Consider the following 26,176-nt stretch of genomic DNA (forward strand, 5'->3'; position numbering starts at 1 on the left):
AATGGCAAATCAATTTAAATCATGCCTTTTTGTTTTGCCGGATTTGCAACGATATTAAAAGGAATAAAACCAGAAGGGGCATGAGGTGGGCTTGTGTCATCCTTTGTTACCTTAATGCGCGGTTTAAGCGCACCTTCTGCAATGAATTTGGTACGCCATTTGGAAAATGATGCTTTGGATACTTCCTGTTCCTGGCAGAATTTATCCTGTGTTAGCCCTGAGACTTCCCAATCCCTAATAATTGATAGCCACTTGATTTGCGTTTCTGTCATCGTCTGTGCTCCATATTTGTGAATAAACAACAACAGTATGATTAAGAACAAACGCCTTTACTAGATGGGGTTTATGGAGCGGTTACAAAACTAGTCACTCGCAACATGAGCAGTATTTTATCTGATTTTAACGTTTGATCTAGCTTTTAGATACTTGGAAGGCAAGCTAGCATCGTACTTTAAGAAAGAGTAAAAATTCAAAATAGGGAAAAATGGAGGGCTCTGCAGGAAACCCGATTAGTGTTATTTGTGCGATATTGAATACTGGTGCAAATAACACCAAATCATATTTAATTGAATCTACACACTATCGTTAGAAAGAACTCACCTATTAGAAGAAATAAGCCAGAACCTAATTTTGCTGTTCCTGTAGCAGCATCTTTAATTGTTTTAAATACTCAGACTCATCTGGCGCAGTATTATTTTTCTGCGTCAGCCAAATGCTTTCAGCCAAGCAGTCAATCATTTTATGCTGGACATCATGTTCATCATTTCGCTGACATAGCTTTTGGTAAATCACTGTAATACCATAAGGGCGGTTAGTTGCGATTTGTTCTATTAAGGCCAGATGTAGCCCCATATGCAAAAATGGATTAGTGTCCCCAGTCTCTGGTAAAAAATCTTTATCCAGGTTCGCTAGGTTGCTTAGATAATGGTGATATTCAGGATGATGCTCAATGACCCGGGCAATTTGTATCTCAAGTTCACTTAAAGGTTGCTTGTTCATATATTTTGCCCAGCTATCAAAGTACATCTTACGCAAAGCAATACGGTCGTGGTTGAACATCATAAAAATAGCGCCTTTTCTCTGTATTCACATAAATCAAAAATAGGGCACTGCCCACATTTAGGTTTTTTTGCTGTACATATATAACGGCCATGCAAAATAAGCCAGTGGTGTGCATCTTTTAAAAATAGCTTGGGAATAACACGTAATAGTTTTTGCTCGACTTCATTTACATTTTTGCCTGGGGCTAAATTAATGCGATTACTAATACGGAATATATGTGTATCGACCGCCATAGTTGGCTTACCAAAGGCGGTATTTAAAATAACATTGGCCGTTTTCCTGCCAACACCTGGCAAGCTTTCTAAGTCGTTTCTATTACTGGGAACTTGGCTTTGATATTTCTCAATAAGCAATTGGCAAGTTTTAATAATGTTTTTAGCCTTTGATTTATACAAGCCGATTGATTTTATATAATCAATTAGGCCTTCCTCACCCAAAGCCAGGATAGCCTCGGGTGTGTTAGCAATTTTATAAAGCTTGTCGGTGGCTTTATTAACGCTGACATCGGTTGCTTGTGCAGAAAGTATTACAGCAATCAATAATTCAAAGTGGGTTTGATAATTTAATTCAGTTGTTGGCGTTGGGTTTGCTTGTTGCAGGATCTCAAAAATCTGATAGCGCTTTTGTTTGTTCATTTGGATATGTTTTGCTTTTTCTTTTTAAAGTTGGCTAAAGCCTGTTGTATATAAGCTTTTTTATCAAGTGGCTTTTCTTCAAAATTTACATTTTTTTGATGTTGCTCTTTTGCCAAATTTTGTTTTGTTTCCAAGCGTTTTTGTTGCGCTTGATGTGCTTGTCGATAAGCGTTTTTTTGTTTTTCATATGCATTACTTGACATTTGTTCAGGCTGAAGTTGCTGTGGTAACTCAAGCATGTCAATGCAATCCATCGGACAAGGTTCAACACACAAATCACATCCAGTGCAGTCATCACTTAATACACTATGCATCTGTTTTTTAGCGCCAACAATAGCGTCCACAGGGCATGCCAAAATGCATTTTTTACAGCCAATACATAGATCTTCATTGATAACAGCTACCTTTTTAGGCTGATAACTGCCACAGCTTTGATCTAATGGAAGAACAGGGCGGTTTAAGTGCTCTGACAAGGCTTTAATGCCTTTATCACCACCTGGTGGGCAACGGTTATGTTTTTGTCCATGGTAGATGGCTCTTGCATAATCATAACAATCTTTATAACCACATTTTGTGCATTGTGTTTGTGGCAATAAAGCATCAATTGATTCAATAGAGATTTGCATATGTATATAATGTTATGGTATTTGTTTAAATTTGCTGTTTTCAGCGGATATTATATACTAGCCATCAATCATTTTACAGTACTTATTACCACAGTAAGGCTTTTGAATCGTTATATTGAGCGCTAATTTCCCAGCCAGGCACTGTAATCATGCTTTGTATATAAAGCGATTTTCGTTTGATCAGACATAAAGTGAACATATCGGTTTATGTTATCTGGTAAGGCTAAAATATCCTCGGCAATGGTAAGATTCCTTAGAATTGGAAAAACAATGATATCATCCCAAGATAGTTTTTCCCCGGTAGCATATTGGTAATGCATTAATGTATTAATTTGCGCAAGTAGGGGGGATGTCTCCATAAGTGCTGCCTCGGGAAAGCGAAAATTTGCTTTAAAGCAGCCGATATATTTTTCTTTTTTGCGCTGGAAATAGTCTTTTGCGCTTTGAGTTGGGAAGTCTTGCCGGTTAAGTGGGTGATCTAAAAAGCGTGGATAGACAAAACTTTTTGAAGCTTTGCTGAGTTTGGCAATGAGCTCAACAAGTGTGGTATCAGCAGATGCTGGTGCAAGCACTTGTTTATCATTGATTTGATTGAAGTATGTACAGATATCAAGGCTTTCAATTAAGAACTGACCATTGCCTTTTTGCAAAAAGGGGACTTGTTTTTTACCAATTTTGTCCCAGTGTGCTTTTTCATCATCATTGGCTAAATATTTAAGTTCAAGTTCAATGTTTTTAACACCTGACACAATGCGTGGACGCACGCAAAAGGGGCAGTGTTCATATAAGTATAATTTCATAAGTAATCCATTGTCTGCTCATGATGCTATTGTAACGAATAAGCATTTAATCACCAATGTTTTTATTGTTATCAAAGTGCTACTCTATATATACTGTATTAGCCATCAAAAAAAGAAAAGGATGATGCTCTATGCCTTATAATAAACTGACGGAATTACCAGAATCGGTGCGCAATGTATTACCTAAGCATGCACAAGAAATTTACCAGGCCGCATTTAATAATGCATGGAAATATTATGCAGATGCAAACAAAAGAGATGATAAGAATGATACTCGTGAAGAGGTTTCACATAAAGTTGCCTGGAATGCAGTAAAAGAGAAGTATCATCAAGGTAAAGATGGAAACTGGCATAAAAAATAGATTTCAAAACTAAAGTGATAATAACACCAAATCATTATTTTATAATCTATCTCCATCGTAGACAAGCATCTCCCATAGTGTTCTTTAGGTGAGTGATCTTTTTGATCAATATATAATCGCTATTTGAACGCAGTTTCCAAAATCGGATACGTTACAAATATAAATTGAAATACATTTACTAAATAGTGACATAATATACTTGACTCTATGCGCTTGCTAACTGCGTAACAGGCACCATATGCTATCCCAGCTATAAATGCTAGAATAGCAAAGTTTAACCCAGCGAATATTATATGTATAGAGCCAAATAGTAGTGCCGTTATTATAATAGATATAGATGGATTAACATACAGATTCAGAGAGTTTTGTATATAACCTCTCCAAAAAACTTCTTCGTAGAAACAAGTAAAAATTAAATTTTGAATTAAAAATATTAAAGTTATCTGTGTTAATTTAAAGTCCCACTCTACAAACCCAAAACTAAATGCGATGATCCCAAGAATAATTGCAGAAATTACTCCAAATATTACCCCAAATATAATAGATAACTTAATGTTATCACCTAATGTGTTCTTAATATTGTGGTTTAAAATAATTAAGATAACTCCTACAAATAAGCTGTTATAATTTAGATACATTGAATATGGAATTGCATTTGGAGAGATGTAAACTTTATTTAATATTTGATAATTACTAAATCCAGGAAGTATATGAAACATAAGAGCAAAAGCATATATCGCAATTAATATCTTAAGAGCAGTAACATAATGCGTTTTATAATTTGTTAGTTGAAATGTTAATTTTACAATAATCGAAAAGACCACTAAAAAAAACATTCCATAAAAGCTTATTACATTGGATGTCAAAGCTGAAATGAGAGATAAGCCAAGAGTAAGGAAAATGATTTTATCTTTCTTTGTCCATAATAAAATCACTGATAGCACCAAAAGAATATAAGTTACAGAAATCATGCGTGTTCCTATATACGTCGTGTTGAATCAAAATAAACGGTGTTACTAAGGTTCTGATTTTCAATGACCTCATTGTATCAAAATAATAGCATTCTGAGAAATTGAGTAATTGGGTTAAAGAATGACCTCATTGTATCAAAATAATAGCATTCTGAGAAATTGAGTAATTGGGTTAAAGACGGTGCTTTAAATTACTGCTCAAAATCAACATTATTTTAATTTATGGAAAAGTTACTATATAAATATTTGATTAAATTTCGCATAATATATATTATGTTAAATTAAATATTTTTGATATTTTACCCTTTCCAAAATTGATAAATTATATCTATACTTAGGAATAAGGTGAAGCACGTCTTGTCTTATTCTCCTTTTACATCCATACAGACCAACTAGGCACCGTGCTTCCCCTTTTTTTCCGCAGCTACTTTTTCCTTGCCTGATGAACTGTTTTTAAAGCAAGTCGAATTAAATCCTCAACATTATCACAGGCTTGATGTTTTACTTTATAGACATAGCTTTGCGCATCTTTTGTTTTATAGCCCAATGATTCAAGCGCATGTATTGCTTCGCTAATAATGCTACTACTATTATTTGTTGTTGTTGATGACAGGCTTTCATCTACTTGATACACGATCGTACTATTTTTAAGCTGCTTGGCATTATCTCCAGTAAGGCTATGCAATTCCAGGGATAACTTGTTGATTTTATCTTTAATATCAATGATAAGTCGTTCAGCCGTTTTTTTGCCAATGCCAGGAATGCTACACAATAAGCCATGATCTTGTGATTCAATGCAGTGTATTAATGTTTTTCCGTCCATACCAGATAAGATAGCCAGTGCCATTTTAGCACCGATACCATTAATCTTAATAAGCTCTTGGAACAGCCTTCGATCAGATTTTGTTGCAAAGCCATAAAGCTGTTGGGCATCCTCACGGACAACAAAATGTGTATAAAGAACAACCTGATTGCCAACCTCACCAAGTGTATAAATTGAAGTCATTGGTGCTAAAATTTCATAACCAATCCCATAAGTCTCAACCAGTAACATCGGTGGCTGTTTTTCTAATAACTCACCTTTAATACGTCCAATCATCTTAATCTTCCTCGTACAATTTTTTGCGCCTGTGGAATATGCTTTAGGCTGTTTAGTGAATGGAAATGACAAATAGCAATCGCTAAAGCATCTGCAGCATCTGCCTGCGGTTTCTGGCTTAAAGCAAGAAAAGATTGCACCATATGCTGGACTTGAAATTTAGTTGCGTTGCCATTTCCAACAATCGCTTGCTTAACCTGTTTTGCTGAATATTCAGCAATAGGTAATTCATGTGTTGCAAGCGCGCACAATGCAACGCCCCTGGCCTGGCCTAATTTAATGGCTGCAGATGGGTTTTGAAACATGAAAATCTGCTCAATTGCTGCTTGTGTTGGCTGGTAAGCCTTAATGATTTGTTCGATACCTTCTTGAATTTGTTTTAAGCGTAATGCCGCTGTTTGCTCAGTAACACGAATACAGCCACTGGTTACATAAAGGCAGTCTTTGCCTTGTACTTTTAGCACACCAAATCCAGTAATACGAGAACCTGGGTCAATACCAAGAATGATCACAATAAAATTTTATCCAAATATTTTTGTTGAGTATATTACAGCTTTGCTAAGATGGCATCATCAAACGTTGCATTGGTATAAACGTTTTGTACATCATCTAAATCCTCTAGTCGATCAATCATTTTGATAATTTTTTCGGCCAGAACCATATCATCTATTTGTGTTTTTATATCTGCATCTAAAGTAATTTCAGCAGAGTCAGGTATTAACCCTTTATTTTGCAAAGCTTCTTTAATATCTGAAAAGTCGTCAGGATTTGTAATAACATCAATACTATGATCATCATTAACAATCACGTCTTCAGCACCAGACTCAATTGCTGTCTCCATAATTATCTGTTCATCTGCATTGACAAAACTGATAAACCCTTTTTTATTAAACATATAAGCCACAGACCCATCGGTACCAAGGTTTCCTCCTGATTTTGTGAAAGCATGGCGAACCTCAGCAACACTGCGATTACGATTATCTGTCATACAATCAACAATAAAAGCAACACCCGATGGGCCATAGCCTTCATAGCGTATCTCTTCAAGGTTGCCCCCTTCTTCACCACCGGCACCTTTTTTAATCGCCCGTTCAATGGTATCTTTTGTCATGTTGTTACTTAATGCTGTTGCAATTGCAGCACGCAGTCTTGGATTTGCATCCCTATCTTCGCCACCTAATCGTGCTGCAACCGTAATTTCGCGTATAAGCCTTGTGAAAATTTTACCACGTTTGGCATCTTGTGCCGCTTTTTTATGTTTGATATTAGACCATTTACTATGACCTGCCATAAATAATAACCCTCTTTGTATAAAACATATTATTATCGACTGAGTATTTTAACGAGAAAGCATATATAAACAAAGTGATTGTCTTGATTTAGTAGGTATTTTTATGTGTTCAGCAAATTTTTTGGCTTGTTAATAACGTATGATTTGGTGTTATTAACACTATTTTTTATAATCTCGTGTGTATTGCAGCAATGATTGAACTAACGCTTGTTCTAATGTATTGATATCATCAGCAAAACAATAGAAGCTTGTTTGAACATTAACAAGCTTATCTTTATCATTAAAAAGCTTCAATTCAACCTTTGGTGCAAAATTTAAAATCCCGATTTTTGATAGCTTATTTTTACTTAATTTGAGACTTTCAGAAAATGCTGCATTAAAGTCATACTGCTTTCTTAACGTAGCTGAAATAAAAGTTTGTGCATGTTGCGCAAACTTAATTGGATCAGAGTCATCAATATTGATAACATAAGGTACTTTACACAGCGTAATATTGTTATCGCTGGTAAATGTTGTAACGGGGCTTGTGATAATAAGTGCATTTGGAATTTTAATTAATTTACCCGTTTTCTCTTCACAACCCAGTGTCGTAACTTCATAAATTGTAAAATACAATAGCTTAATTTCGACCACGTTCCCAATATAATTTTGTACTTGGGGATAGCATCGCCTTCTGAAAAAAGCCCTCGCCAATTAATAATAGTCCAGCCAGTGAAGTTCATAATGTTTTCTTTATTTGTGATAACCAGGCCTGCTGCAACTAAACTTAGCATGGTAAATAAATGTGAAAAGCCATCAATCCATATTCGAATCAATGCCAATAAGAAGATAACAATAGCAACATAAATAACCCGAGAACGAATCTTACGCATTTGCTTTTTGCTCGTAACCTTTCGCTTTAACAGCAGAAATACAATACCTGCTAATAAAGCAATCGCAATTGCTGAAACAAACGTATTGACCCCTTGGAAAAACAACTGATTAAAAAATTGCGTCTCATTCATATACTGCTACCAGTTAATATTGTGTCAAAGACATACACATATTTTTCTAAAGAGAATGTACTGATGACTTTGACATTTCAAGCACTTTATTAACCAGTTTTTCAATACCTTGTGAGACTTCATAAGGGTTTTGACCCAACATATAAGCAGATGTTGATACTACTTTATTTTTCTCGTCGATACAAATTGCATCTACAGCTGTATTGATATGCTGAGCACCTTTGGCTTGCACGATTTTTGCAACACTTTGTTCATTGCCAATGGTCATTTTCACATCTGATGGGTAAACTAAAGGAATCATCATCGGGGCAATACAGATAAAGCCAACAGGCTTTTGTGCTTGCTTGAATGCTTTAATAAAAGCAATAACATCAGGATCAACTTCATAGCTTTCATCCTGTTTTAAAGCAAAGTCAAATAGGTTTTTTGCAGCACCGAATCCACCGGGAAATATAAGCGCATCATAGTCTTCTGGATTCGCCCTGGCAAGATCTTTAATCTCTCCACGTGCAATCCTTGCTGCCTCTACCAGTATATTACGCTTCTCTGGCATTTCTTTTCCTGTGGCATGGTTAATTACATGATATTGATCTTTATTTGGTGCAATAACCTCATAATCTGCACCATTTTTTGATAATGCCAGCAAAGTCAATACAGACTCATGAATCTCAGCACCATCAAAGCAACCACAGCCTGATAATACAACAGCAACTTTCTTTGTCATGATTATTTACTCCTGTAAATTATTATAAATCCAGATTATTACGTTTAAACACACGATCTGCACGATAACTTGAACGCACCATTGGCCCAGATGCCACTTCTAAGAAGCCTTTCTCCAGACCTTTTTCACGATAAAAGGCAAACTCTTTTGGTGTCACAAAACGATCAATAGCCAAATGATGTTTTGTTGGCTGCATGTACTGGCCAAGCGTTAAAATATCAACATTGGCATCTCGAAGATCATCCATGGTTTGCAAGACTTCTTCTTGTGTTTCACCTAAGCCAAGCATAAGACTTGTTTTGGTCAATATCGATGGCTTAGTTTTCTTTACATAAGCTAAAACATCAATTGTTTGCCAATATCCAGCTCTTGGATCACGAACCGGGTGTGTCAATCGCTCAACAGTCTCCACATTTTGGGCAAATACATCTACTTTGGTCGATAAAAGCTTATCAATACTATCATATCTGCCTTGAAAATCCGGTGTCAAGGCTTCAACTTTAATACCAGGCGAAAGACTTTTTATCTCATTAATGGTTTGTGCGTAATGCCCTGCACCGCCATCTTCTAAATCATCTCGATCAACTGAAGTCAAAACGACATAGTCCAGATTCATTAACTGCACGCTTTTAGCCGTATTTTTAGGCTCATCAACATCCAGCCACCCTCTTGGGTTCCCTGTATCCACTGAGCAGAATTTACATGCACGTGTACACACACTGCCCATCAACATAATCGTTGCCGTACCATGTGACCAGCATTCATTGATGTTAGGACATTTTGCCTCTTCACAAACCGTTGATAATCGATGTTTTTGCGTAATTGATTTTACTTTAAGGTATTCGCTGTTTGAAGTTTGTTTGGCAACCTTCAGCCAATCTGGTTTTTTTACCTTGATTGCATTTTGCTTTTTATTACGAATGCCATCTTTAACCGCATGAACACCTTGTTTTGTCTGATATTTCTGACCGCTTTCGACTCGAACCGGAATGTCAATTTGTTTTACCATAAAAGGCTCACTAACACTTGAATACTTTTATCTGCTGTTCATAATGACAAAAAAGCCTGCTTAAGACAATCTATTTTATTTCTACCATTTTTTCATTTTCTTAAGGTTGTATTAATGTTATACAAAGACAATAAAAGATAGCAAATTACCGAAGTGTGTTATGATCAACAAAAAGGAGGATACACCATGGCAAAGATCGGCTTTTTTGGTAACAGGAAAAATAAAACCGTCGTCAAACGTATTTTGTTGGCATCTTCTTTAGGTATGGCAGGTATTGGATTTTCTGCCAACACCACAAACACGGCTACATCGACAAATACCCAGCAAAATACTACCCAGAATCCACAACCAACTATGAATAAGCTAAAACCATCGGTGAGTTTGTCCACAGGAAGTCAAAATAATGCATCAACAACAAGCACAACACAAACAAGTCAAAACAATACAACACAAGAAAGCAGCAAAACAGATAAGCCATCACCGACAAGTAAAAAGCCTGCCAAACAGGTACAACAAACTGTTAATATGACAACACCGGATGCAATGACGGCCGAACATGCGGCCACATCAGACAATAATAATGACACAGATAACCAATATGTTACCCCAGATGCACTAAAGCAATAGATTTATACGCAAAAAAGTATATCGGCTATACGCTGATAATTAGCAATGCATAGCAATAACCGATCTAATCCGATTGCCACACCTGCACAATCTGGAAGACTTTGAGTTGCTTTAATAAGCGTTTTATCTATTTCAATATGCATATTTTTTTGTTGATTACGTGCTTTTAAATCATTTTGAAAACGCTGTTGTAACTCATTGGCATCGGTAAGTTCATAATAGCCATTACCAAGTTCAATACCTTGATAAAAAAGCTCAAATCGTGCGGCAACTTTTTGTTCATTCTCATCGATTATTCTTGCCAGTGCAGATTGCGCCTTTGGATAATGATAAATAAACAAAAAACGGTCATCGTTTTTTAATTGTGGCTCAATACAATGCGTAAACAATAAATCCAGGCAGTTGAATTTATCCGGAAAATCAAGGCCAACAATCCGACCGATATGTTGATCAACAAGCTTTTGCAACGTTTTCAAGCTTGCCTTGTGTGGGTTTACACCGATATAACGCTGAAAGATCTCTTGATAGCGGGTATATTCAATCACAGCACCTGGCTTTAATAAATAAATTAAATCAGCAATTTCTTTCATAAGTTGATGATGATCAATACCAACACGATACCATTCAAGCATGGTAAACTCATAGTTGTGTAACTTCCCTTGCGGGTCATCACGAAAGGCTTTACATATCTGATAAATCGAGCCTGAACCTTCTGCCAGTAGCCGTTTCATTGCATATTCTGGCGAGGTTTGTAAAAAACGTTTACCTGATTTGGTGGCAATGGCAAAGGTATTAATATAAGGGTCACTTACAGCATGCGTGTATCCAAGCGGTGTATCTACTTCTAACACGCCAAGATTATCGAAATAGCCACGAATTTTCTGTAAATATTTAGCACGCGTTTTAAGTGCTTCTATCGTGATCATGATTTGATTTTTCCTGGATAAAACTGAAATAAAATGTTTTTAAACGCTCAGAATGTGCTTTTTTTGATGGTAATAACATCATCACTATTACTTTGTGTTCAAATCCCAAATAGTTAATCATAAGCTAAAATTTCCGGGTTAACATCAATATAATCTGGTGTAATTTCACTTTCAAACTGAACGGCATCAATATGTGTATACCCCAACAGCAGCGCCTTACAAACCCGGTGCATCCCATCCATTATCTCACCCCTTTTACACAAAATAATCGGATAACTTAAATCAGCTTCATTAATTAACCGTGTATGCTCAACAATATTACGACAAGTTGGCGTGCTCCCACCATCATCGAACCAATAACATGTATCCAGTGATTTAATATCACTCAATTTAACTTGAATTATCTTGAAGTTTTTTGATTTTGTTATGAGCTTTCTTACATCCCAGATAAGTAACCTGCCATCTTTTGATCGTCTAAAATGATATTGTGCTCTTATCCGATTTTGTTGCGATTTAATTACTATAGGCATCAATATTCTTCCCGAGTTTTCTTATCAGCTTTTAAGCGGTATAATACATGTCCTTTTAAGAGGCTGTCTTGAGCTAACTTTGGATGATCGAAATCCCCTTGTGGATCATACTGCATACCAATTTTTTCCATTACTCGGCGTGAGTTTTGGTTTTCTTTAACACAAAATGCGATAATTTCAGGCAAATGAAAGCAATCAAATCCAAGCGTTAGAACCGCCTGTGCCGCTTCAGGTGCAAAGCCTTCTCCCCAATGTCTATATGCTAAGCGCCAGCCAATTTCCACAGCTGGCGTGAAATGTGATACAAACCCAACCTGTGCTATTCCCGTAAACCCAATAAATTCGCCTGTACCTTTTAATTCTAGTGCATAGAATGTAAACCCATGCTTTTTATAATGATCCATGCATTTATCAATAAAGGCTTTTGTTTGCATAATACTTTGTCTTTCTGGGAAATAATACATTACTTTGGGATTCTGGTTAATTTCAGACATCAAAGGCAGATCAGTTTGCCGCCAAGTCCGTAAAATTAAGCGTTTTGTTTCAAGAATATGCATCGGTATGAATCAACAGTTGTATTGAACACATATCATAACATGATTTATGTACCACAAAAAGTCTGCTCCAACCATTGACCAGGTTTTGGTGGGGTGTGGTAAAGCAATAAATCTACATTTTTTTGAAACGGTTGTCCTAAGACCTTAACTAAATCAAAAAATGGCTGATAATTCTCATTTTCAGCGGCTAAAAGTGCCTGCTCAACCCGATGATTACGTGGGATGATCCAAGGGTTGTTCTGTTGCATTAGGGTAAAAGAATGATCCTTGGTTTGTTTAATTTTCTGTTGCCAGTTGTGATACCAACGATTAAAGGCTTCGATCTGGCAGAGTTGTTCTGTATCTTCATACGCTAAATCACTAAAGGTCTTATTATAATCAAGTTTATAAGTTTGCATAATTGATAACAACGCGTCTATCAGTTGATGGTGATCGTGTGATGTCTGTATAAATCCAAGTTTACTAGACATCATTTGTAACCAGTTTTGTTCATGCATCACTGAAAAAGTTTCAAGACACGCTTGTGCAATTGTAATTGCTTTTCCCTCATCTTCATCAATCAATGGCAATAAAGACTCGGCCAGGCGTGCGATATTCCACTTTGCAATCACAGCCTGATTGGCAAAGGCATAGCGACCATGAGAATCTATCGAACTAAATACGGTATCAGGATGATACGTATCCATAAATGCACATGGACCATAATCGATGGTCTGACCGCAAATAGCCATATTATCCGTATTCATTACCCCGTGTATAAAACCGACACGCGACCATTGTGCAATCAACTGTGCCTGTTGTTTTATTACTTCATTTAACATAAAAACAGCAGGATTTTCATGATTAACAGCCTGTGGAAAATGGCGTTTAATTGTATAATCAAACAGTGCCTGTAGTTTCATTTATCCCTTGCAAACGCGCAAATTGAAATGTCCCTACGCGAATATGGCTTTTAGCAACACGCACTAAAATAGCACCTGGCTTTAAACCATCACGCTGAATTTTTTCGCCTGTTAATATCACCGCTAATGCACGTGTTGTTGGTATTTGTAACGCATGCATGGCCTCACTTATAATATACTCCCTTAACATCGGTCCAATAACCGCTTTGCCATCACCGCCTCGCGCATAAGGTGTTTGTCTAATTCCTTTTAAATGCAAATCAACCCGATTTTTATCAGGTGTTACATGCTCACCCAATAAAAAAGCCCGACCGTCACCTAATAAGGTGAAATGACCAAATTGATGGCCTGCATAAGCTTGTGCAATTGGCCGTTGATCTTGAGGCAGATACTGCCCGAAAAAAAATTCAATTTTTTCCTCATCACTTAAATGATTAATATCTAAATCCATGTGATCAGCCAGTTGCGTATTAAATACAACCAGTTTAGGCTTATTAAAAAATGCTGGTTGTATCTTGCTATAAAAACATTCCGGTAAATTTGTATAACTTAATTCTAATTTGGGCAGGTGCATTGGAATCAAACAAGCTTTATTTGTATCGCATTACTATAGTGTATACCAGACAGCGCTATTTAGAGGCAAATATTTGTTTGTTTTTGGTTTATTTATAATAATGATTTGGTGTTATTAGCACTAAAATTTAAAAATGGATCACAAGCAACTCAAACTTAGAAATCCGGACAGTTTATTTATTCTGAACACAAGCCTATGCTAGCACTGGTAAATGGCCTTTTGTATCAAAAAACTGTTCTATATTAAAAACATAAGCACGCTGTGATCTTAGGTTTTTAAATTGAACCTTGCCTTGCGTGACTTCAGAAAACCATTGCTGCGTCGAATTTGGCTTATAGGTTTTAAATACTTTTGGCGTGAACAAAGCAGCATTTAATCCTTTATCAGGATCTCTTGCTGATTGATATAAAAAACATTCAATATCATTATTTTCTCGCAAATGACGCCCAAGTTTTTGACTAAAAGCATAATCAGATATATGGCTGATTCTATCCGTATAGGATTTAAATGGCGGCTTTGTCAAATTAAGCCCTTGATCAGAGCCGAAATTCACCGTAAACAATGTGTGTTGTGTTGTAATATTATTCGGTGGCGGCACGGACATGCTGTGAAAAAATTTCAAGCGATAAAACGCGCATTCCGCCATACAGGTTGCAACCTCAAGCGATCCATAAAACAAACTTGGCTCATTTACCGTATTAAACCGGCTGCCGTATTCTAATGGTGGATAACGAAAAGGTGTGAACAGTAAATAACTATAATCACTTGCTTCATCCAAAAGAGACGGCTTAGAGGTTTCCAGCATATTCTCAAGTACTTCTTGTTCATCAAGTGTGTCTACCAACCCTTGTGTTGCAACCATCTCCTGGCTTTCCACTATCCTGTTTAATTTGCCTTTGATTGTCACTGGTGTATATTCCGGAAAAGTAATACTCATGCTTTGCCTCGCATGGCATCCAAGAAGCCAACCAAGCGGACAAGTCCCTGGATGGTTAAAATCTGTTGGGCTGGAATGCCAAACGTCATTGTATTTTCTGTTTTCATAAAGTGTTTAATATTTTGCTCATCACCCCCCATAAGGGCATATAGTGAACGATAGCAGCGAATTAAAAGCAGACTCAACTCCCCTTCTTTGCTTTTCGGGTCGATACCTGAGCGATAAATAGAAGAACGATCTCGTCCAACAATGCGCTCTAACATCTTTTGTGTCAGCCCAAGCTTTACTGCGGCATTTAATGTAGCTTTACCCAATATCTGCTTTTCACCGGTCTTAACTTTTGCAGCTATTTCCATAAGACTCACCTCATATTATTGTTGCATATTTATATTATAGGTTTATATTGTTGTATTTGCAACAAAAATAAGATGATCCTTTCTTTCTAAGAAATTTGCAGCCCATAACCAACCAAGCATCCGTTTATTAGAAGTCAACTGAGTGTAATCCTTTTGCTAACCAGTAAGCAATTAAACAAAACCCTAACATAGCAATACCCATGGGCAAAGCTGAGTGAGAGGGTAAGAGGCTGATCAGCGCGCTGGAAAAAACAGCGCCTAGCATCTGTAAACAAACTAATAATGCTGTTGCAATTCCTGCAATCTCGCCAAAAGGTGTCATGGCCACTGCATAAGTATTGGGAAAAACCCAACTTGCACCGAACATAAAGCAGAGAATTGGAATAAAGATAGTGAGTGCATTATGAATCGGTAATAGCGCACCGATTACAAGTAAAATGCCACTTACTATAGTGATGCAAGTCCCATGTCTCAATTGGATCTCTGGGGCCGTTTTTTTTAAGCGTCTTGCGTTAGTAAAAGCACCTGTTGCAAACACAATCCCAATTACAACACAAAACCAACCAAACTCAATAGGCATCAAGCCATAATATACCTGCAATATAACAGGACCTGCAGTTAACCAAGCAAAAACCGCTGCAAATACAAAAAAGATACAGAATGCGCTTTTAATAAATACAGCGCTGTAAGCTAAGGTTAACAAGTTTGCTTTGATCACAGCAGGCTTAATATGATCTCTATGTTTGTATTGATGTGTCTCAGGCAATAACCATAGCACAGCAACTAAGGTTACTATTGCATACCAAGTGATGAATATAAAACTGGCATGCCAGTTAAACCACTGTTGCAGATAGCCCCCCAAAAAAGGCGCAGCTGTCATAATGCCAATGTTAGCGATTGTTAAATATGAGCCCATAATGGCTAGCTTTTTGCCATCAAAGATATCACGGAAAATCGCGCGTCCAGGCGACATAGCGACACCAGCACCAAAGCCTTGCAATGCGCGACCAATATTAAAAATAACAATACTATGTGAGCTGATACAAATTAAACTGCCAATAATACAGACAATTAATCCAGCAATAATCGGTTTTTTTCGACCAATTGCATCAGATAACAACCCTGAAAATAAGACTGCTACAGCTAAACCCGTCATAAAGCTAAACAAGCTTAACTGGACAAGGCTGTGGCTGACCTTCATTGCCTGTGCAATAAAGGGTAATGAAGGTAGATATATATCCGATACGACTTGAGATAAATTTGCGAGAATGAGTATAAGTATCAAAATAATTGGCAATGAAGTTTGATTTGTTTTCACGATTAAGTCCTTAAATTAAAATCAGTTAAAATGGTGCATTAGTGAGAATTTCAAACACAAAACAGGCACATTAAAAACGTACTTTAAATATAGTGTTGGTTATCTCATATTATTTACCCACAAGGGCTAGATGCATAAGTTCACTGGACTGGACTCGTTACTTTAAAACAATGGAATCTTAACAATTAACCGCATGGGTGTCAATAACAGGATTTATTGAACGTGCCTAACTATAAAGCTTTTTGTCTGCAGTTATGTAAATACATTTAAAAACGCATTATTCACTCCCTTTTGCCATCAAAACCCTGCTTTAATCATCACTGATTAAATTCTTTGCATATACTCAACCTTCAAACTCAAGCTGGTATTTCCATTAAAATATTCCTTGGTTAGCCGGTAAGCAACCTCTACCATATCACCAGCGTTAATCTTACCAAGATGATCATATTCGGCCGCAAAAAACCAGATCCCTTTAATGCGTTTGCCTTCAATCAACAGTTGTAACTGTGCATGCTGTGCTTCTTTACCTACCATTCGAATGGCCAGTATTTGCGCCTTGTTACAAAAAACCGGTGCCTCAAACTCACGACCAAAAGGCTCAAGTCTTGTTATTTGATCCACAATAGCTAAATCAAGTTCATCTGCTTGTAATTCACCTTCGGTATAGATAACAGCGCCAGTTTCAATCCCACTTTTTTCAATGCTTTGTCGAGCATATGTATCAAACAACGCGGTAAACTTTTCCAGCTGTGATTTTACAATTGTTAATCCTGCAGCCCCCGTGTGACCACCATATTTCACCATAATACCCTGATGATTTTGATGAATCTGATCTAATACAGCTTTAATATTAAGCCGATCAATACTTCTGGCAGAACCTGTAATGACTTCTTCATCATCTAATTTAGGTGAAAATAAAATCACCGGCAAACCAAAGGCATCTTTAATACGACTGGCTGAGATGCCATGCACACCCGCATGACCATCTGATAGAAAAATGCAAATACTGTTTTTTCCATCATGATACTGCTTTGTTGCCTCAATCATTGCCATATGTGTCATCTTTTTCTGGATTTCTTTGCGCTTTTGGTTTTGCTGTTGCAGAAAATCAACCCACTGGTAGGTTTTTTCATCATCCTGGGATAATAAAAAACTGACTGAACTTAGTGCATCTGACATCCGCCCATCACTGTTTAAAAGTGGTGCAATAACAAATCCAAGTAATTCACTGTTAACACTGTGTTGAAAGTAATCGCTAAATGACTGCCAGCATATACGTTTTTTTTGTGCAATTTTTTGCATGCCATAATAAGCAACAACACGATTGTTAACGCTTTTTGCCATAGAAACACAGTCAGCTACTGTGCCCACTGCCACAAAATCAAGAAGATCAATCAACTGGCAATCACTTTGTGGTAGTTTGTTTTGTGATTTCAACTTCTGACGGGTTGCTGCCATTAAAAGCCAGGCCACCATACATCCGGCAATATAAGGATCGCCAAAGTTGCAACCTTCTTGCGTTGGATTTAAAACAGCACAGGCACTTTTTGGCACCCCTTCTTCAGGAATCGCATGATGATCAGTAACAATCGTATCGATACCGTGTTTTTTTAATAAAGCAATTCTTGGCTCATCGGTAGAGCCGTTATCCGCTGTAATAATCAAATCCGGTTTAACCGCATCGCTTAGAATACGTAAAGCCAATGCATCAGATAAGCCATAGCCTTCTTTCATTCGATGACCAATATAAGAGCGAACTTTACTTGCAGGGTAACAAAACAACCTGGTTAACCCCTCATATAAAATAGCATGTGAAGTCTGTCCATCACAATCATGATCGGTTTCAAGTCCAATCACTTCACCATTCTCCATCGCTTCAATCAAACGATTAACTGCAATATCCATATTTTTCATGTTAAATGGTGCGCTTAAATGCTTTAATTCAAGCTGACAAAACTGATAAGCAAGCTGTGGGTCATCGATGCGTCTGGCTAAAATTTTAGCCATAAATACATCAATATTTTGTGCGCGTAAATACTGATAAACTTCCTGATGAAATGGGCGTGATTTTATTTTGATTGCAGGGCGAGACACATCAAGCATTGTTTACTTTATTACCTTACTAACAGATGGTTGGTTATTAATATTACGACGTATCCACATTCGTATACCTGAGTTAATGAGTGCGGCTAAAGGTATTGCAAAAAACAATCCCCAAAAACCCCAAATACCACCAAAAATAAGTAGTGCGGCAATCACAGCAACAGGATGCAGGCTTAATGCCTCTGAATATAACAAAGGCACTAAAACATTGCCATCTAAGGCTTGAATAATTAAATAAACAATAAACATATAGAGGAATTCCGCGCTAAAACCATATTGGCTTAAACCAATCAATGCCACAGGTATTGTTACCACGACCATACCAATATAAGGGATTAAAACTGACAAGCCGACAAGAATCGCTAATAATAACGCATAATTAAGATCAAAAACAATAAAGCCAATATAAGTAACAACGCTCACGATGATTAATTCTATGGTTTTTCCTTTCACATAATTGCCAAGTTGTGGTTTTACATCTGCCCATACTTCTTCAAGTGCACCGCGCTGTCTTGGCAGCATATTAACAAACCATTGAATAATTCGATCTTTATCTTTTAAAAAGAAAAAAGCAAGTAGTGGGACGATAAACAAATAAACAAGCCAGGTTGCCAGACTCGTTAACGAGGTTAACGAAAATTTAATCAGAAACTGACTGATGCCTGCAAGCTTATCCATTCGGATGCTGGATATTGCATCAATGGCTTCCTGAATCTGTGTTTTTTTAATCAAGGTTGGGTATTTCTGCGCAAGAGAAAAAAGGCTATCATGCAGGCTTTGCAGCTGGGCAGGCAAAGTTTTAATAAACTGACCAGCCTGATGCATTAATTTTGGCAAAAGAAAGAGTATGAGTGAAACCACAATCGCAATAAACACAATAAAAACCAAATAAACGGCTAGTGTGCGATTAATTTTCAATCGTTTAGATAAAAAAGAAACAGCGGCTCCTAATAAATAGGCAATCACAATACCTGCAAGAATAGGTGCCAGTAAATCACCAAAGAAATTAATGATAAGCACGGCAAACACAATAACAAAAATAAAGACTGCCGGCTCATTGCTATCAAACTTTTTTGAATACCACCGTTTGATATATTGGTGAATCATACATACATCCTTTCAAACCTTGCTAATACGGCATTGTATAGAATTTTTGTATAACAGACAAACGCTGATTATTTGATTTTTTATCTGTTTTTTATTTATTAAACGTATTTGCCGTATTTTTTTTATTTACAACGAAACAGCTTACTGATAATTTATGCGAGAATTTCATGGAGGTTTCCTGAAATCATGGTGAGTTTTGCAAATAATCTTGCAAACGCCATATACCACTTGCAAATTATTTTGCGGGTGGTAGGTATAACGGTGAATTATTTTTTTAATTCAATTTACATAAAAAAAACGGCAATAGAACGGGAGTTTATATGGCCTTCAGTGAATAAGGCGCACAATTGTGCGCCTTATAAAGTACAGGAGAAAATCGATGGTAACAACAGGCAATGCAATGCAAGAGCATGCGCTAAAAATTAATGATCAGCCATGGTTTAAACAGCATAGCAACTATCTTCATCATGAGAAATTAGACCATTTTATTGAAAAAAATGGTTCATATTTTGCAGGATTCCACTTAATCGCTGACTTTTGGGGTTGTTCATACCTTGATGACCTTGAGCGCATGGAAAATGCAATGCGAGATGCAATTGAAAAAGCACAAGCGACATTGCTTCATATACACCTGCACCACTTCACCCCCAATGGTGGTATTTCTGGTGTCGCTGTGCTTGCAGAATCTCATATTAGCGTTCATACCTGGCCAGAATGCAGTTTTGCAGCATTTGATATATTCATGTGTGGCAAGGCAAAACCACACTTGGCAATTGAGACGTTGCGATATGCTTTCGCACCGCAAAAGTATCATGTTAATGAACTTAAAAGAGGTGTTATTAAAGAGAAGGAATATGTGCTATGAAACAATTTAAAGAAGTATTGCATTCAGGTTACCAACAAACTCTTGAAATCACCAAGGTGCTATTTGAAAGCAAAACAGAACACCAACACCTGGTTATTTTTGAAAACCCTGTATTTGGCCGTGTTATGGCACTTGACGGTATTATACAAACAACTGAGAAAGATGAGTTCATCTATCACGAGATGCTTGTCCATGTCCCGATGTTTGCCCATGGTAATATCAAAGATGTGCTTATCATCGGTGGCGGTGATGGCGGGATACTTCGAGAGGTGCTACGCCACCAAACAATCAATTCCGCTTGCCTGGTTGAAATTGATGCTGCTGTTATTGATCTATGTCAAACCTATTTCCCTTTACATTCAAAAGGTGCATTTTCACATCCTAAAGCAGAGATTACCATTCAAGACGGCTGTGCATTTGTAAAAAACACCCCAAAAAAATATGATCTTATTATTTGTGATAGTACAGACCCTATAGGCCCAGGAGAAAGTCTATTTACTGCTGAATTTTATCGTGATTGTAAATCCATTCTCAATGATGATGGGATCATGGTCACTCAAAATGGTGTACTGTATTTTCAAATGGAAGAAGCCAAAAATACATACACATTTTTCACACAACTATATAAAGATGTGGGCTTTTATCGTGCGGCTATCCCAAGTTATGTTGGTGGTGATATGGCTTTTGGCTGGGCCAGTGATAATACACATCATCGAAAAACCACACTTTCATTGATCCAAAAACGCTTTTATGAAGCTAAAGTAAAGACAAAGTACTATACTCCAGAGCTCCATTTTAGTGCTTTTGCCTTACCGCAATATGTGATTGATGCGCTGCCAGCAAACACCAGAACATCAGCCATATGTGAACATGTAAGCTGATCTGCTTGGCTGTTTGACAGACTTTTTACCATTAATCCTTTTCATAGAAGGAGTGTATCTATGGAAAACAAATTTTTATTGTCAGAAATACAAAACATCCATAATCGGTATTTCTCACACGATGCTGATGGCAAACTTTGTGTTCATCATGGAAAATTTTTTAATTTATCTACCCCTGTTAATGAATTATTAGCACATAACACAGCGACTTCCTGCAATGAACCTTGTATTATGACCTTTTTTCATATCCTAAAAGATAAATTAAGCACACTTTATCAAGGCTTTCACCAGGCAATCAACGATTTTTGTTATAAAGGAAATTATGAATTTACTTACCCTATCAAGGTAAACCCAAATGTAGAGATTATGCGCACCCTTCAATCGCATGCAAACACCGAAAATAAGAGATTGAATTTTGAGGTTGGCAGTAAATCAGAGCTTCTAAGTGTGCTATCAATGGCAACGATTCATAATAAAATCATCTGCAACGGCTTTAAAGATATGGATTTCTATCAGCTTGCCAATCTTGCCGGAAAGCTTGGATATCAGGTAATTATGGTCATTGAGCATATTGATGAAATGGCTATTCTGCATCAATTTGCGCCCAACAATACATACTTTTATATCGGTTTCCGTATCAAGCCATTTTTAAATAATTTACATACGGCAAAGTTTGGCTTAGCCCTTACAGAAATCAACCATGCCAAAAAACAAGTTATTTCACTTGGCCTTGCTGATAAGCTTATATTGCTCCATGGACATATAGGCTCTCAACTTCAAGATTTAGCGGATATAAAAAAACAAATTAACCACCTGATGGTCGTATATAAATCCTTACTTGCTGATTGTCCTAATTTAACTTCTATTGATATAGGCGGTGGACTTGCTGCCAATTATATCAATAGTGACGATCCATGTTATATTTTTGATTACTATGCAAAAAATATTGTTGGTACATTTTGTTATTTTGCTGATCTTTATAAGGTTCGACATCCTGATATTCTTACTGAATCAGGACGCGCTATCACAAGCGATGCAAGTCTCTTAATCATCCACCCTGTTTATCAAAGCAAGCATCCTATAGAAAATGAACATATCTATAATGATCAGATGCAACAGGCCTGGCTTGATGGCACATTAAGCTTTGAAGCACTTGAGGAGATGAATAATGTCTGTTACCTTCCAACTTCTCAGCTATATCGTATATGGTATAATTTTTCTGTTTTTCAGTCACTGCCTGACCATTGGGGCATTGCGCAGATGTTTCCAGTTTTACCGCTTGAAAACTACAATAAAGATGAACGCATGCAATGTCAGATTTTTGATATCTCTTGTGATGCTGATGGCATACTGCGCGAGAATACAGCACAAAGCGATATAACGCTTCCTATGAGCGATGTTAGTGCTTTAGCCGTTATGATGATTGGCAGTTATCAAGAAATGCTAAGCAGTAAACATAACATCATTGGTAAAACAAAAAAAATTGAAATTGACTTTGATGTTTTTAATGACTATCAGGTCAATATTATCCCTGCTGAAAATCATGAATCATTAATACAACAATACGGACACAACCTTACTGTTTTACAAGAAATGCTGATGACATGCATAGAAAAAGAGATCAGTAATAATGATTGGTCGCTTTTAAGCACAATTGTCAACGCATCACCTTATCTATCAACCCATATTGAAAAGGATCAATCCTATGAAAACCATTTGGCCTGCTGAGTGGGAAAAACATAAAGCAGCCTGGATGATCTGGCCGATGAGAAAATCAATCTGGCCAGATATCGAGAAAGCTTATGCTGTTTATGCAAAAATCGCGAATCTCATCAGTGAATATGAACCACTGAAACTTATTATTAGTAATGAAATGCATGTGTTGGCAAAACGCTATTTATCATCAGCAATTGAGTGTATTGATTACGGCTGCGATGATTCATGGGCAAGAGATACTATGCCTGTTTTTATCTTTCAAGATCAAAAGCTTCAAGCCTTGAATTTTCAATTTAATGCCTGGGGTGAAAAGTTTCACCCTTTTGATGCTGACCAGCGATTAAAACCATTTATCACAACAAAAGAAAACATTCCCGCTCAGACAATTAATTTTGTTCTTGAAGGTGGCGCTATTCATAGCAATGGTAATGGTGTATTACTCACAACAAAAGAATGTCTTTTAAACCCAAATAGAAATCCATTAAAATCACAAAAAGACATTGAGAACCAGTTAATGGCGTCACTTAATGTTAATCGTCAACTCTGGCTGCCTTTTGGTATTGATGGCGATGACGACACCGACGGACATGTTGATAATGTGGCCTGTTTTGCAAATCAAAAGACCATTTTAATTCAATCGTGTTATACACGTCATGATCCAAATTTTATAAGGCATCAGGCAAATATGGAATATTTAGCTACATATGCTAATGATATGGATATCATTGAGATTGACCAGCCGCAAAAACGCCTATTCAATGGTAGCAGTCTTGCATTGTCTTATCTTAATTTTTATTTGTGTAATGAGGCAGTTATCATGCCATCATTTAATGACAAGCGTTTAGATCTAAATGCTAAAGCTATTTTACAAGAACAGTTTCCTCACCGGCACATTCATCAAATCAATGCACTTGATCTTATCGTTGGTGGTGGTGGGATTCACTGCATCACAATGCAGCAACCCGACCCAGCTGCCTTTTATACAAACAATCCCGGAGTATTACAATGAAAATTAAAACTGCTGTTATTCAATTAAGCTTTTCTGATGATATTTCCCACAATATCACCCAGCTTGTGCAAAAAGTTACGGAAGCCTCAAAGCAGAATGCAAATATCATACTAATCCCGGAGCTTCCATCTTATTTATATTTTTGTAAATTACAATCCGCTGAATATTTTAAACTGGCAGAACATATCGATGATTGCCGTTTAATACGGGAAATGCAGCTTGTAGCCAGACAATATAAAGTGGTTATTCCGGTGAGCTTTTTTGAAAAAGTAGAAAATACCTTTTTTAATTCAGTTGCGATGATTGATGCAGATGGCCAGGTTTTAGGTGTATACCGAAAATCACATATTCCTGATGGGACAGGCTATCAGGAAAAATATTATTTCTCTCCTGGGAAATCTGGATTTAAAGTCTGGCAGACGCAATATGGTAGAATCGGTTGTGGTATCTGTTGGGACCAATGGTTCCCAGAAGCTGCCAGAGTCATGACATTAAAAGGTGCTGATATCCTGCTTTACCCTACAGCCATTGGTAGTGAACCACATTTACCTGAATATGATTCCAAAGCACATTGGCAGACAGTAATGCAAGGGCATAGTGCTGCGAATATGATACCGGTTTTAGCTGCGAATCGTTATGGCATAGAAAAAGATCACGATATTGAAATTAATTTCTATGGCAGCTCATTTATTACGGATCATAAGGGACAAAAAATTGCTGAGGCAGACAGAATAAGTGAGCAAATTTTATATGCTGATTTTAACCTTGATCACATAAAAGATGAACGTATTTCCTGGGGAATTTTCCGTGACAGACGCCCTGATTTATATTTATCAATTGCCAAGGAAGTGTAAAACAAAAACCTTTAAAACAATATGCAAATCATATTGTTTACCAACAGATTTCTATGGCAAATACACCTTACCAACAAAGATCAGGCTTTGATAAATATTGATTTATCTCTTTTCAGTGCTGCAGCAAGCCAGTAAAATTAGTTTATTACGATGATTTTTATATATTAAATCTTAAAGGATTAGCCTACTCATGAAAGACTTTGCCAAAACATATAAGAAGCCCAACAAGCCTGCCAATAATGAAAAAGTAAAAGATCGAAGCCCTTATCGCCTGCGCAAAGTAATTTTAAGCTTTATTCTATTGTTACTTATCCTTGCACTTGTTGTAAGCCTATATCACAGTAATAAAAACAAACCCACAATCAACAATGCCTCACCACAGTCTGCCTCTGTCATAAAAGATCAAACGGTCTCTACACAAGAAAAAGCTCCCTCTCACACCACTATACAAGCACCGGCGACAACAAGCGATGATAAAAAAGGTTTAACACCCGCCAAAGATATTGTAAATACGACACAAAAAGTAAAACAAACAGCACCATCTAAAGTAAAAGATCAGCCACTTAAGTTTACTTTCTATAACACATTAACCCAAAAAACGGTTCAAGTCGACGCCACCCCTACGCCAGTCAAACAATATCGCTACACTTATATGCTGCAAGTTGGATCTTTTCGTAATAAAAGTGATGCTAACGCGACCCGAGCAAAATTGATTCTTGTTGGGCTTACACCAAAAGTAACTAAAATTGGTGAATGGTATCGTGTGGATGTTGGTCCTGTTTATAGTAAACGTGAAGGTGATGTTGTCAAACATAAAGTAGAAAGCGCTGGTATTTCTGGCAGCTATCTGCGTTTGATTGACACCCAGGAGATTACTGAAGATAACAATAACAATAACAATAACAATAACAATAACAATGGGAATGATAACTAATGCAACTATATACACAAGAAATGGAAGTGACCAAGGCACATTTAGACAGTAATAAACATGTGAATAATATTGTTTATTTACAATGGATGCAGGAAATTGCTGTTAAGCATTCTGATGTTTGCGGCTGGACGGCCAAGCGCTATTATGAAAACCAGTGCACATGGGTGGCCAAAAACCACTTTATCGATTATATTGCACCGGCATTTTTAGGGGATGTGATTACCGCAAAAACCTGGATTGAAGACATTAAGCGAAGTAGCAGCATTAGAGTATACGCTTTTTTTAATCAGCACAATAAGTTAATCGCCAAGGCACAAACAACATGGGTGTTTATTGACACACATACACTTCGCCCTAAAAGTATTTTACCTGAAGTTCACACTACAGGACACTAAGT

32 protein-coding genes are annotated in these 26,176 nt (G+C 36.9%); 9 read left to right on the forward strand and 23 right to left on the reverse strand.

What is annotated here, in order from left to right:
• Positions 1-14 precede the first annotated feature (14 nt).
• From tnpA to grxB, 5 genes are all read right to left on the reverse strand, one after another.
• Positions 15-272 carry an IS66 family insertion sequence element accessory protein TnpA gene (tnpA, locus tag DNK84_RS07020; RefSeq protein ID WP_119343840.1) on the reverse strand — a complete coding sequence of 86 codons (258 nt, stop codon included), beginning with the start codon at positions 270-272 and terminating at the stop codon, positions 15-17.
• Between the two features lie 352 nt (positions 273-624).
• Positions 625-1,062 carry a DUF1841 family protein gene (locus tag DNK84_RS07025; RefSeq protein ID WP_119343841.1) on the reverse strand — a complete coding sequence of 146 codons (438 nt, stop codon included), beginning with the start codon at positions 1,060-1,062 and terminating at the stop codon, positions 625-627.
• Positions 1,059-1,697 (reverse strand): endonuclease III, encoded by a 639-nt coding sequence (gene nth / locus DNK84_RS07030; protein WP_119343842.1) that lies wholly within the window; start codon positions 1,695-1,697, stop codon positions 1,059-1,061. Before nth ends, DNK84_RS07025 begins: the two co-directional genes overlap by 4 nt.
• Positions 1,694-2,323 (reverse strand): RnfABCDGE type electron transport complex subunit B, encoded by a 630-nt coding sequence (locus DNK84_RS07035; RefSeq protein ID WP_119343843.1) that lies wholly within the window; start codon positions 2,321-2,323, stop codon positions 1,694-1,696. Before DNK84_RS07035 ends, nth begins: the two co-directional genes overlap by 4 nt.
• Before the next feature lie 122 nt (positions 2,324-2,445).
• A complete protein-coding gene (gene grxB / locus DNK84_RS07040) occupies positions 2,446-3,123 on the reverse strand; it encodes a glutaredoxin 2 (RefSeq protein ID WP_119343844.1) in 678 nt (225 codons plus the stop codon).
• 131 nt (positions 3,124-3,254) lie between these two features.
• Here grxB and DNK84_RS07045 point away from each other — a divergent pair, with 131 nt between their 5' ends.
• On the forward strand, positions 3,255-3,485 hold the full coding sequence (locus tag DNK84_RS07045) for a ChaB family protein (protein ID WP_119343845.1): 231 nt from the start codon (positions 3,255-3,257) through the stop codon (positions 3,483-3,485).
• Between the two features lie 119 nt (positions 3,486-3,604).
• Here DNK84_RS07045 and DNK84_RS07050 read toward each other — a convergent pair whose 3' ends face one another.
• The 8 genes from DNK84_RS07050 to lipA all read right to left on the reverse strand — a co-directional run bounded on the left by DNK84_RS07050 (position 3,605) and on the right by lipA (position 9,583).
• The gene (locus DNK84_RS07050) at positions 3,605-4,456 is read right to left on the reverse strand and encodes a CPBP family intramembrane glutamic endopeptidase (RefSeq protein WP_119343846.1); all 852 of its coding nucleotides are present in this window, start codon (positions 4,454-4,456) and stop codon (positions 3,605-3,607) included.
• A 424-nt stretch (positions 4,457-4,880) separates the two neighbouring features.
• Positions 4,881-5,555: a Holliday junction branch migration protein RuvA gene (gene ruvA, locus DNK84_RS07055; protein WP_119343847.1), complete on the reverse strand. Its 675-nt coding sequence runs from the start codon at positions 5,553-5,555 to the stop codon at positions 4,881-4,883.
• Entirely contained in the window at positions 5,552-6,067 is a 516-nt protein-coding gene (ruvC, locus tag DNK84_RS07060; protein ID WP_119343848.1) for a crossover junction endodeoxyribonuclease RuvC, read from the reverse strand. Before ruvC ends, ruvA begins: the two co-directional genes overlap by 4 nt.
• Positions 6,068-6,102: 35 nt before the next feature.
• Positions 6,103-6,846 (reverse strand): YebC/PmpR family DNA-binding transcriptional regulator, encoded by a 744-nt coding sequence (locus DNK84_RS07065; RefSeq protein ID WP_119343849.1) that lies wholly within the window; start codon positions 6,844-6,846, stop codon positions 6,103-6,105.
• Between the two features lie 159 nt (positions 6,847-7,005).
• On the reverse strand, positions 7,006-7,461 hold the full coding sequence (locus tag DNK84_RS14790; RefSeq protein WP_235826850.1) for a hypothetical protein: 456 nt from the start codon (positions 7,459-7,461) through the stop codon (positions 7,006-7,008).
• A complete protein-coding gene (locus DNK84_RS14795) occupies positions 7,401-7,850 on the reverse strand; it encodes a mechanosensitive ion channel (protein ID WP_235826851.1) in 450 nt (149 codons plus the stop codon). Before DNK84_RS14795 ends, DNK84_RS14790 begins: the two co-directional genes overlap by 61 nt.
• A 46-nt stretch (positions 7,851-7,896) precedes the next feature.
• On the reverse strand, positions 7,897-8,574 hold the full coding sequence (gene elbB, locus DNK84_RS07075; protein ID WP_119343850.1) for an isoprenoid biosynthesis glyoxalase ElbB: 678 nt from the start codon (positions 8,572-8,574) through the stop codon (positions 7,897-7,899).
• A gap of 22 nt (positions 8,575-8,596) precedes the next feature.
• On the reverse strand, positions 8,597-9,583 hold the full coding sequence (gene lipA, locus DNK84_RS07080; protein ID WP_119343851.1) for a lipoyl synthase: 987 nt from the start codon (positions 9,581-9,583) through the stop codon (positions 8,597-8,599).
• A 186-nt stretch (positions 9,584-9,769) separates the two neighbouring features.
• On the opposite strand from lipA, the gene DNK84_RS07085 reads away from it, so the two are divergent.
• Positions 9,770-10,210: a hypothetical protein gene (locus DNK84_RS07085; RefSeq protein ID WP_119343852.1), complete on the forward strand. Its 441-nt coding sequence runs from the start codon at positions 9,770-9,772 to the stop codon at positions 10,208-10,210.
• A 2-nt stretch (positions 10,211-10,212) separates the two neighbouring features.
• On the opposite strand, the gene epmA is transcribed toward DNK84_RS07085, so the two are convergent.
• The 10 genes from epmA to DNK84_RS07130 form a co-directional block, all read right to left on the reverse strand.
• Positions 10,213-11,133: an EF-P lysine aminoacylase EpmA gene (epmA, locus tag DNK84_RS07090; protein WP_119343865.1), complete on the reverse strand. Its 921-nt coding sequence runs from the start codon at positions 11,131-11,133 to the stop codon at positions 10,213-10,215.
• 116 nt (positions 11,134-11,249) lie between these two features.
• On the reverse strand, positions 11,250-11,666 hold the full coding sequence (locus tag DNK84_RS07095; RefSeq protein WP_235826853.1) for a ParB N-terminal domain-containing protein: 417 nt from the start codon (positions 11,664-11,666) through the stop codon (positions 11,250-11,252).
• Entirely contained in the window at positions 11,666-12,223 is a 558-nt protein-coding gene (locus DNK84_RS07100) for a GNAT family N-acetyltransferase (RefSeq protein ID WP_119343853.1), read from the reverse strand. Before DNK84_RS07100 ends, DNK84_RS07095 begins: the two co-directional genes overlap by 1 nt.
• Positions 12,224-12,267: 44 nt before the next feature.
• Positions 12,268-13,125: a protein adenylyltransferase SelO family protein gene (locus tag DNK84_RS14905; RefSeq protein ID WP_208123273.1), complete on the reverse strand. Its 858-nt coding sequence runs from the start codon at positions 13,123-13,125 to the stop codon at positions 12,268-12,270.
• Positions 13,103-13,699 carry a protein adenylyltransferase SelO family protein gene (locus DNK84_RS14910; RefSeq protein WP_208123274.1) on the reverse strand — a complete coding sequence of 199 codons (597 nt, stop codon included), beginning with the start codon at positions 13,697-13,699 and terminating at the stop codon, positions 13,103-13,105. Before DNK84_RS14910 ends, DNK84_RS14905 begins: the two co-directional genes overlap by 23 nt.
• A 193-nt stretch (positions 13,700-13,892) precedes the next feature.
• Positions 13,893-14,636 (reverse strand): RES family NAD+ phosphorylase, encoded by a 744-nt coding sequence (locus DNK84_RS07110; RefSeq protein WP_119343854.1) that lies wholly within the window; start codon positions 14,634-14,636, stop codon positions 13,893-13,895.
• Positions 14,633-14,992: an MbcA/ParS/Xre antitoxin family protein gene (locus DNK84_RS07115; protein ID WP_119343855.1), complete on the reverse strand. Its 360-nt coding sequence runs from the start codon at positions 14,990-14,992 to the stop codon at positions 14,633-14,635. Before DNK84_RS07115 ends, DNK84_RS07110 begins: the two co-directional genes overlap by 4 nt.
• Positions 14,993-15,119: 127 nt before the next feature.
• Positions 15,120-16,310: a multidrug effflux MFS transporter gene (locus tag DNK84_RS07120; protein ID WP_162902290.1), complete on the reverse strand. Its 1,191-nt coding sequence runs from the start codon at positions 16,308-16,310 to the stop codon at positions 15,120-15,122.
• A gap of 324 nt (positions 16,311-16,634) precedes the next feature.
• The gene (gene recJ, locus DNK84_RS07125) at positions 16,635-18,389 is read right to left on the reverse strand and encodes a single-stranded-DNA-specific exonuclease RecJ (RefSeq protein WP_162902291.1); all 1,755 of its coding nucleotides are present in this window, start codon (positions 18,387-18,389) and stop codon (positions 16,635-16,637) included.
• A gap of 27 nt (positions 18,390-18,416) precedes the next feature.
• On the reverse strand, positions 18,417-19,520 hold the full coding sequence (locus DNK84_RS07130) for an AI-2E family transporter (RefSeq protein ID WP_235826854.1): 1,104 nt from the start codon (positions 19,518-19,520) through the stop codon (positions 18,417-18,419).
• A gap of 379 nt (positions 19,521-19,899) precedes the next feature.
• Between DNK84_RS07130 and speD the strand changes: the two genes are divergently transcribed.
• The 7 genes from speD to DNK84_RS07165 all read left to right on the forward strand — a co-directional run bounded on the left by speD (position 19,900) and on the right by DNK84_RS07165 (position 26,174).
• Complete coding sequence (gene speD / locus DNK84_RS07135; protein WP_119343858.1) at positions 19,900-20,385, forward strand: adenosylmethionine decarboxylase; 486 nt, start codon at positions 19,900-19,902, stop codon at positions 20,383-20,385.
• A complete protein-coding gene (gene speE, locus DNK84_RS07140) occupies positions 20,382-21,266 on the forward strand; it encodes a polyamine aminopropyltransferase (protein ID WP_119343859.1) in 885 nt (294 codons plus the stop codon). Before speD ends, speE begins: the two co-directional genes overlap by 4 nt.
• Before the next feature lie 60 nt (positions 21,267-21,326).
• Positions 21,327-22,994, forward strand: coding sequence for a type III PLP-dependent enzyme domain-containing protein (locus tag DNK84_RS07145; RefSeq protein WP_119343860.1), 1,668 nt, complete (start codon positions 21,327-21,329; stop codon positions 22,992-22,994).
• Complete coding sequence (locus DNK84_RS07150) at positions 22,972-23,991, forward strand: agmatine deiminase family protein (protein WP_119343861.1); 1,020 nt, start codon at positions 22,972-22,974, stop codon at positions 23,989-23,991. The genes DNK84_RS07145 and DNK84_RS07150 overlap by 23 nt, the downstream gene beginning before the upstream one ends.
• Positions 23,988-24,845: an N-carbamoylputrescine amidase gene (aguB, locus tag DNK84_RS07155; protein WP_119343862.1), complete on the forward strand. Its 858-nt coding sequence runs from the start codon at positions 23,988-23,990 to the stop codon at positions 24,843-24,845. Before DNK84_RS07150 ends, aguB begins: the two co-directional genes overlap by 4 nt.
• A gap of 190 nt (positions 24,846-25,035) precedes the next feature.
• Positions 25,036-25,779, forward strand: coding sequence for an SPOR domain-containing protein (locus tag DNK84_RS07160; protein ID WP_119343863.1), 744 nt, complete (start codon positions 25,036-25,038; stop codon positions 25,777-25,779).
• Positions 25,779-26,174, forward strand: a complete 396-nt coding sequence (locus DNK84_RS07165; protein WP_119343864.1) for an acyl-CoA thioesterase — start codon at positions 25,779-25,781, stop codon at positions 26,172-26,174. Before DNK84_RS07160 ends, DNK84_RS07165 begins: the two co-directional genes overlap by 1 nt.
• The last annotated feature ends 2 nt before the right edge of the window (positions 26,175-26,176 follow it).

The sequence above is a fragment of the Facilibium subflavum genome, assembly GCF_003574485.1.
GTDB lineage: Bacteria > Pseudomonadota > Gammaproteobacteria > Francisellales > Francisellaceae > Facilibium > Facilibium subflavum.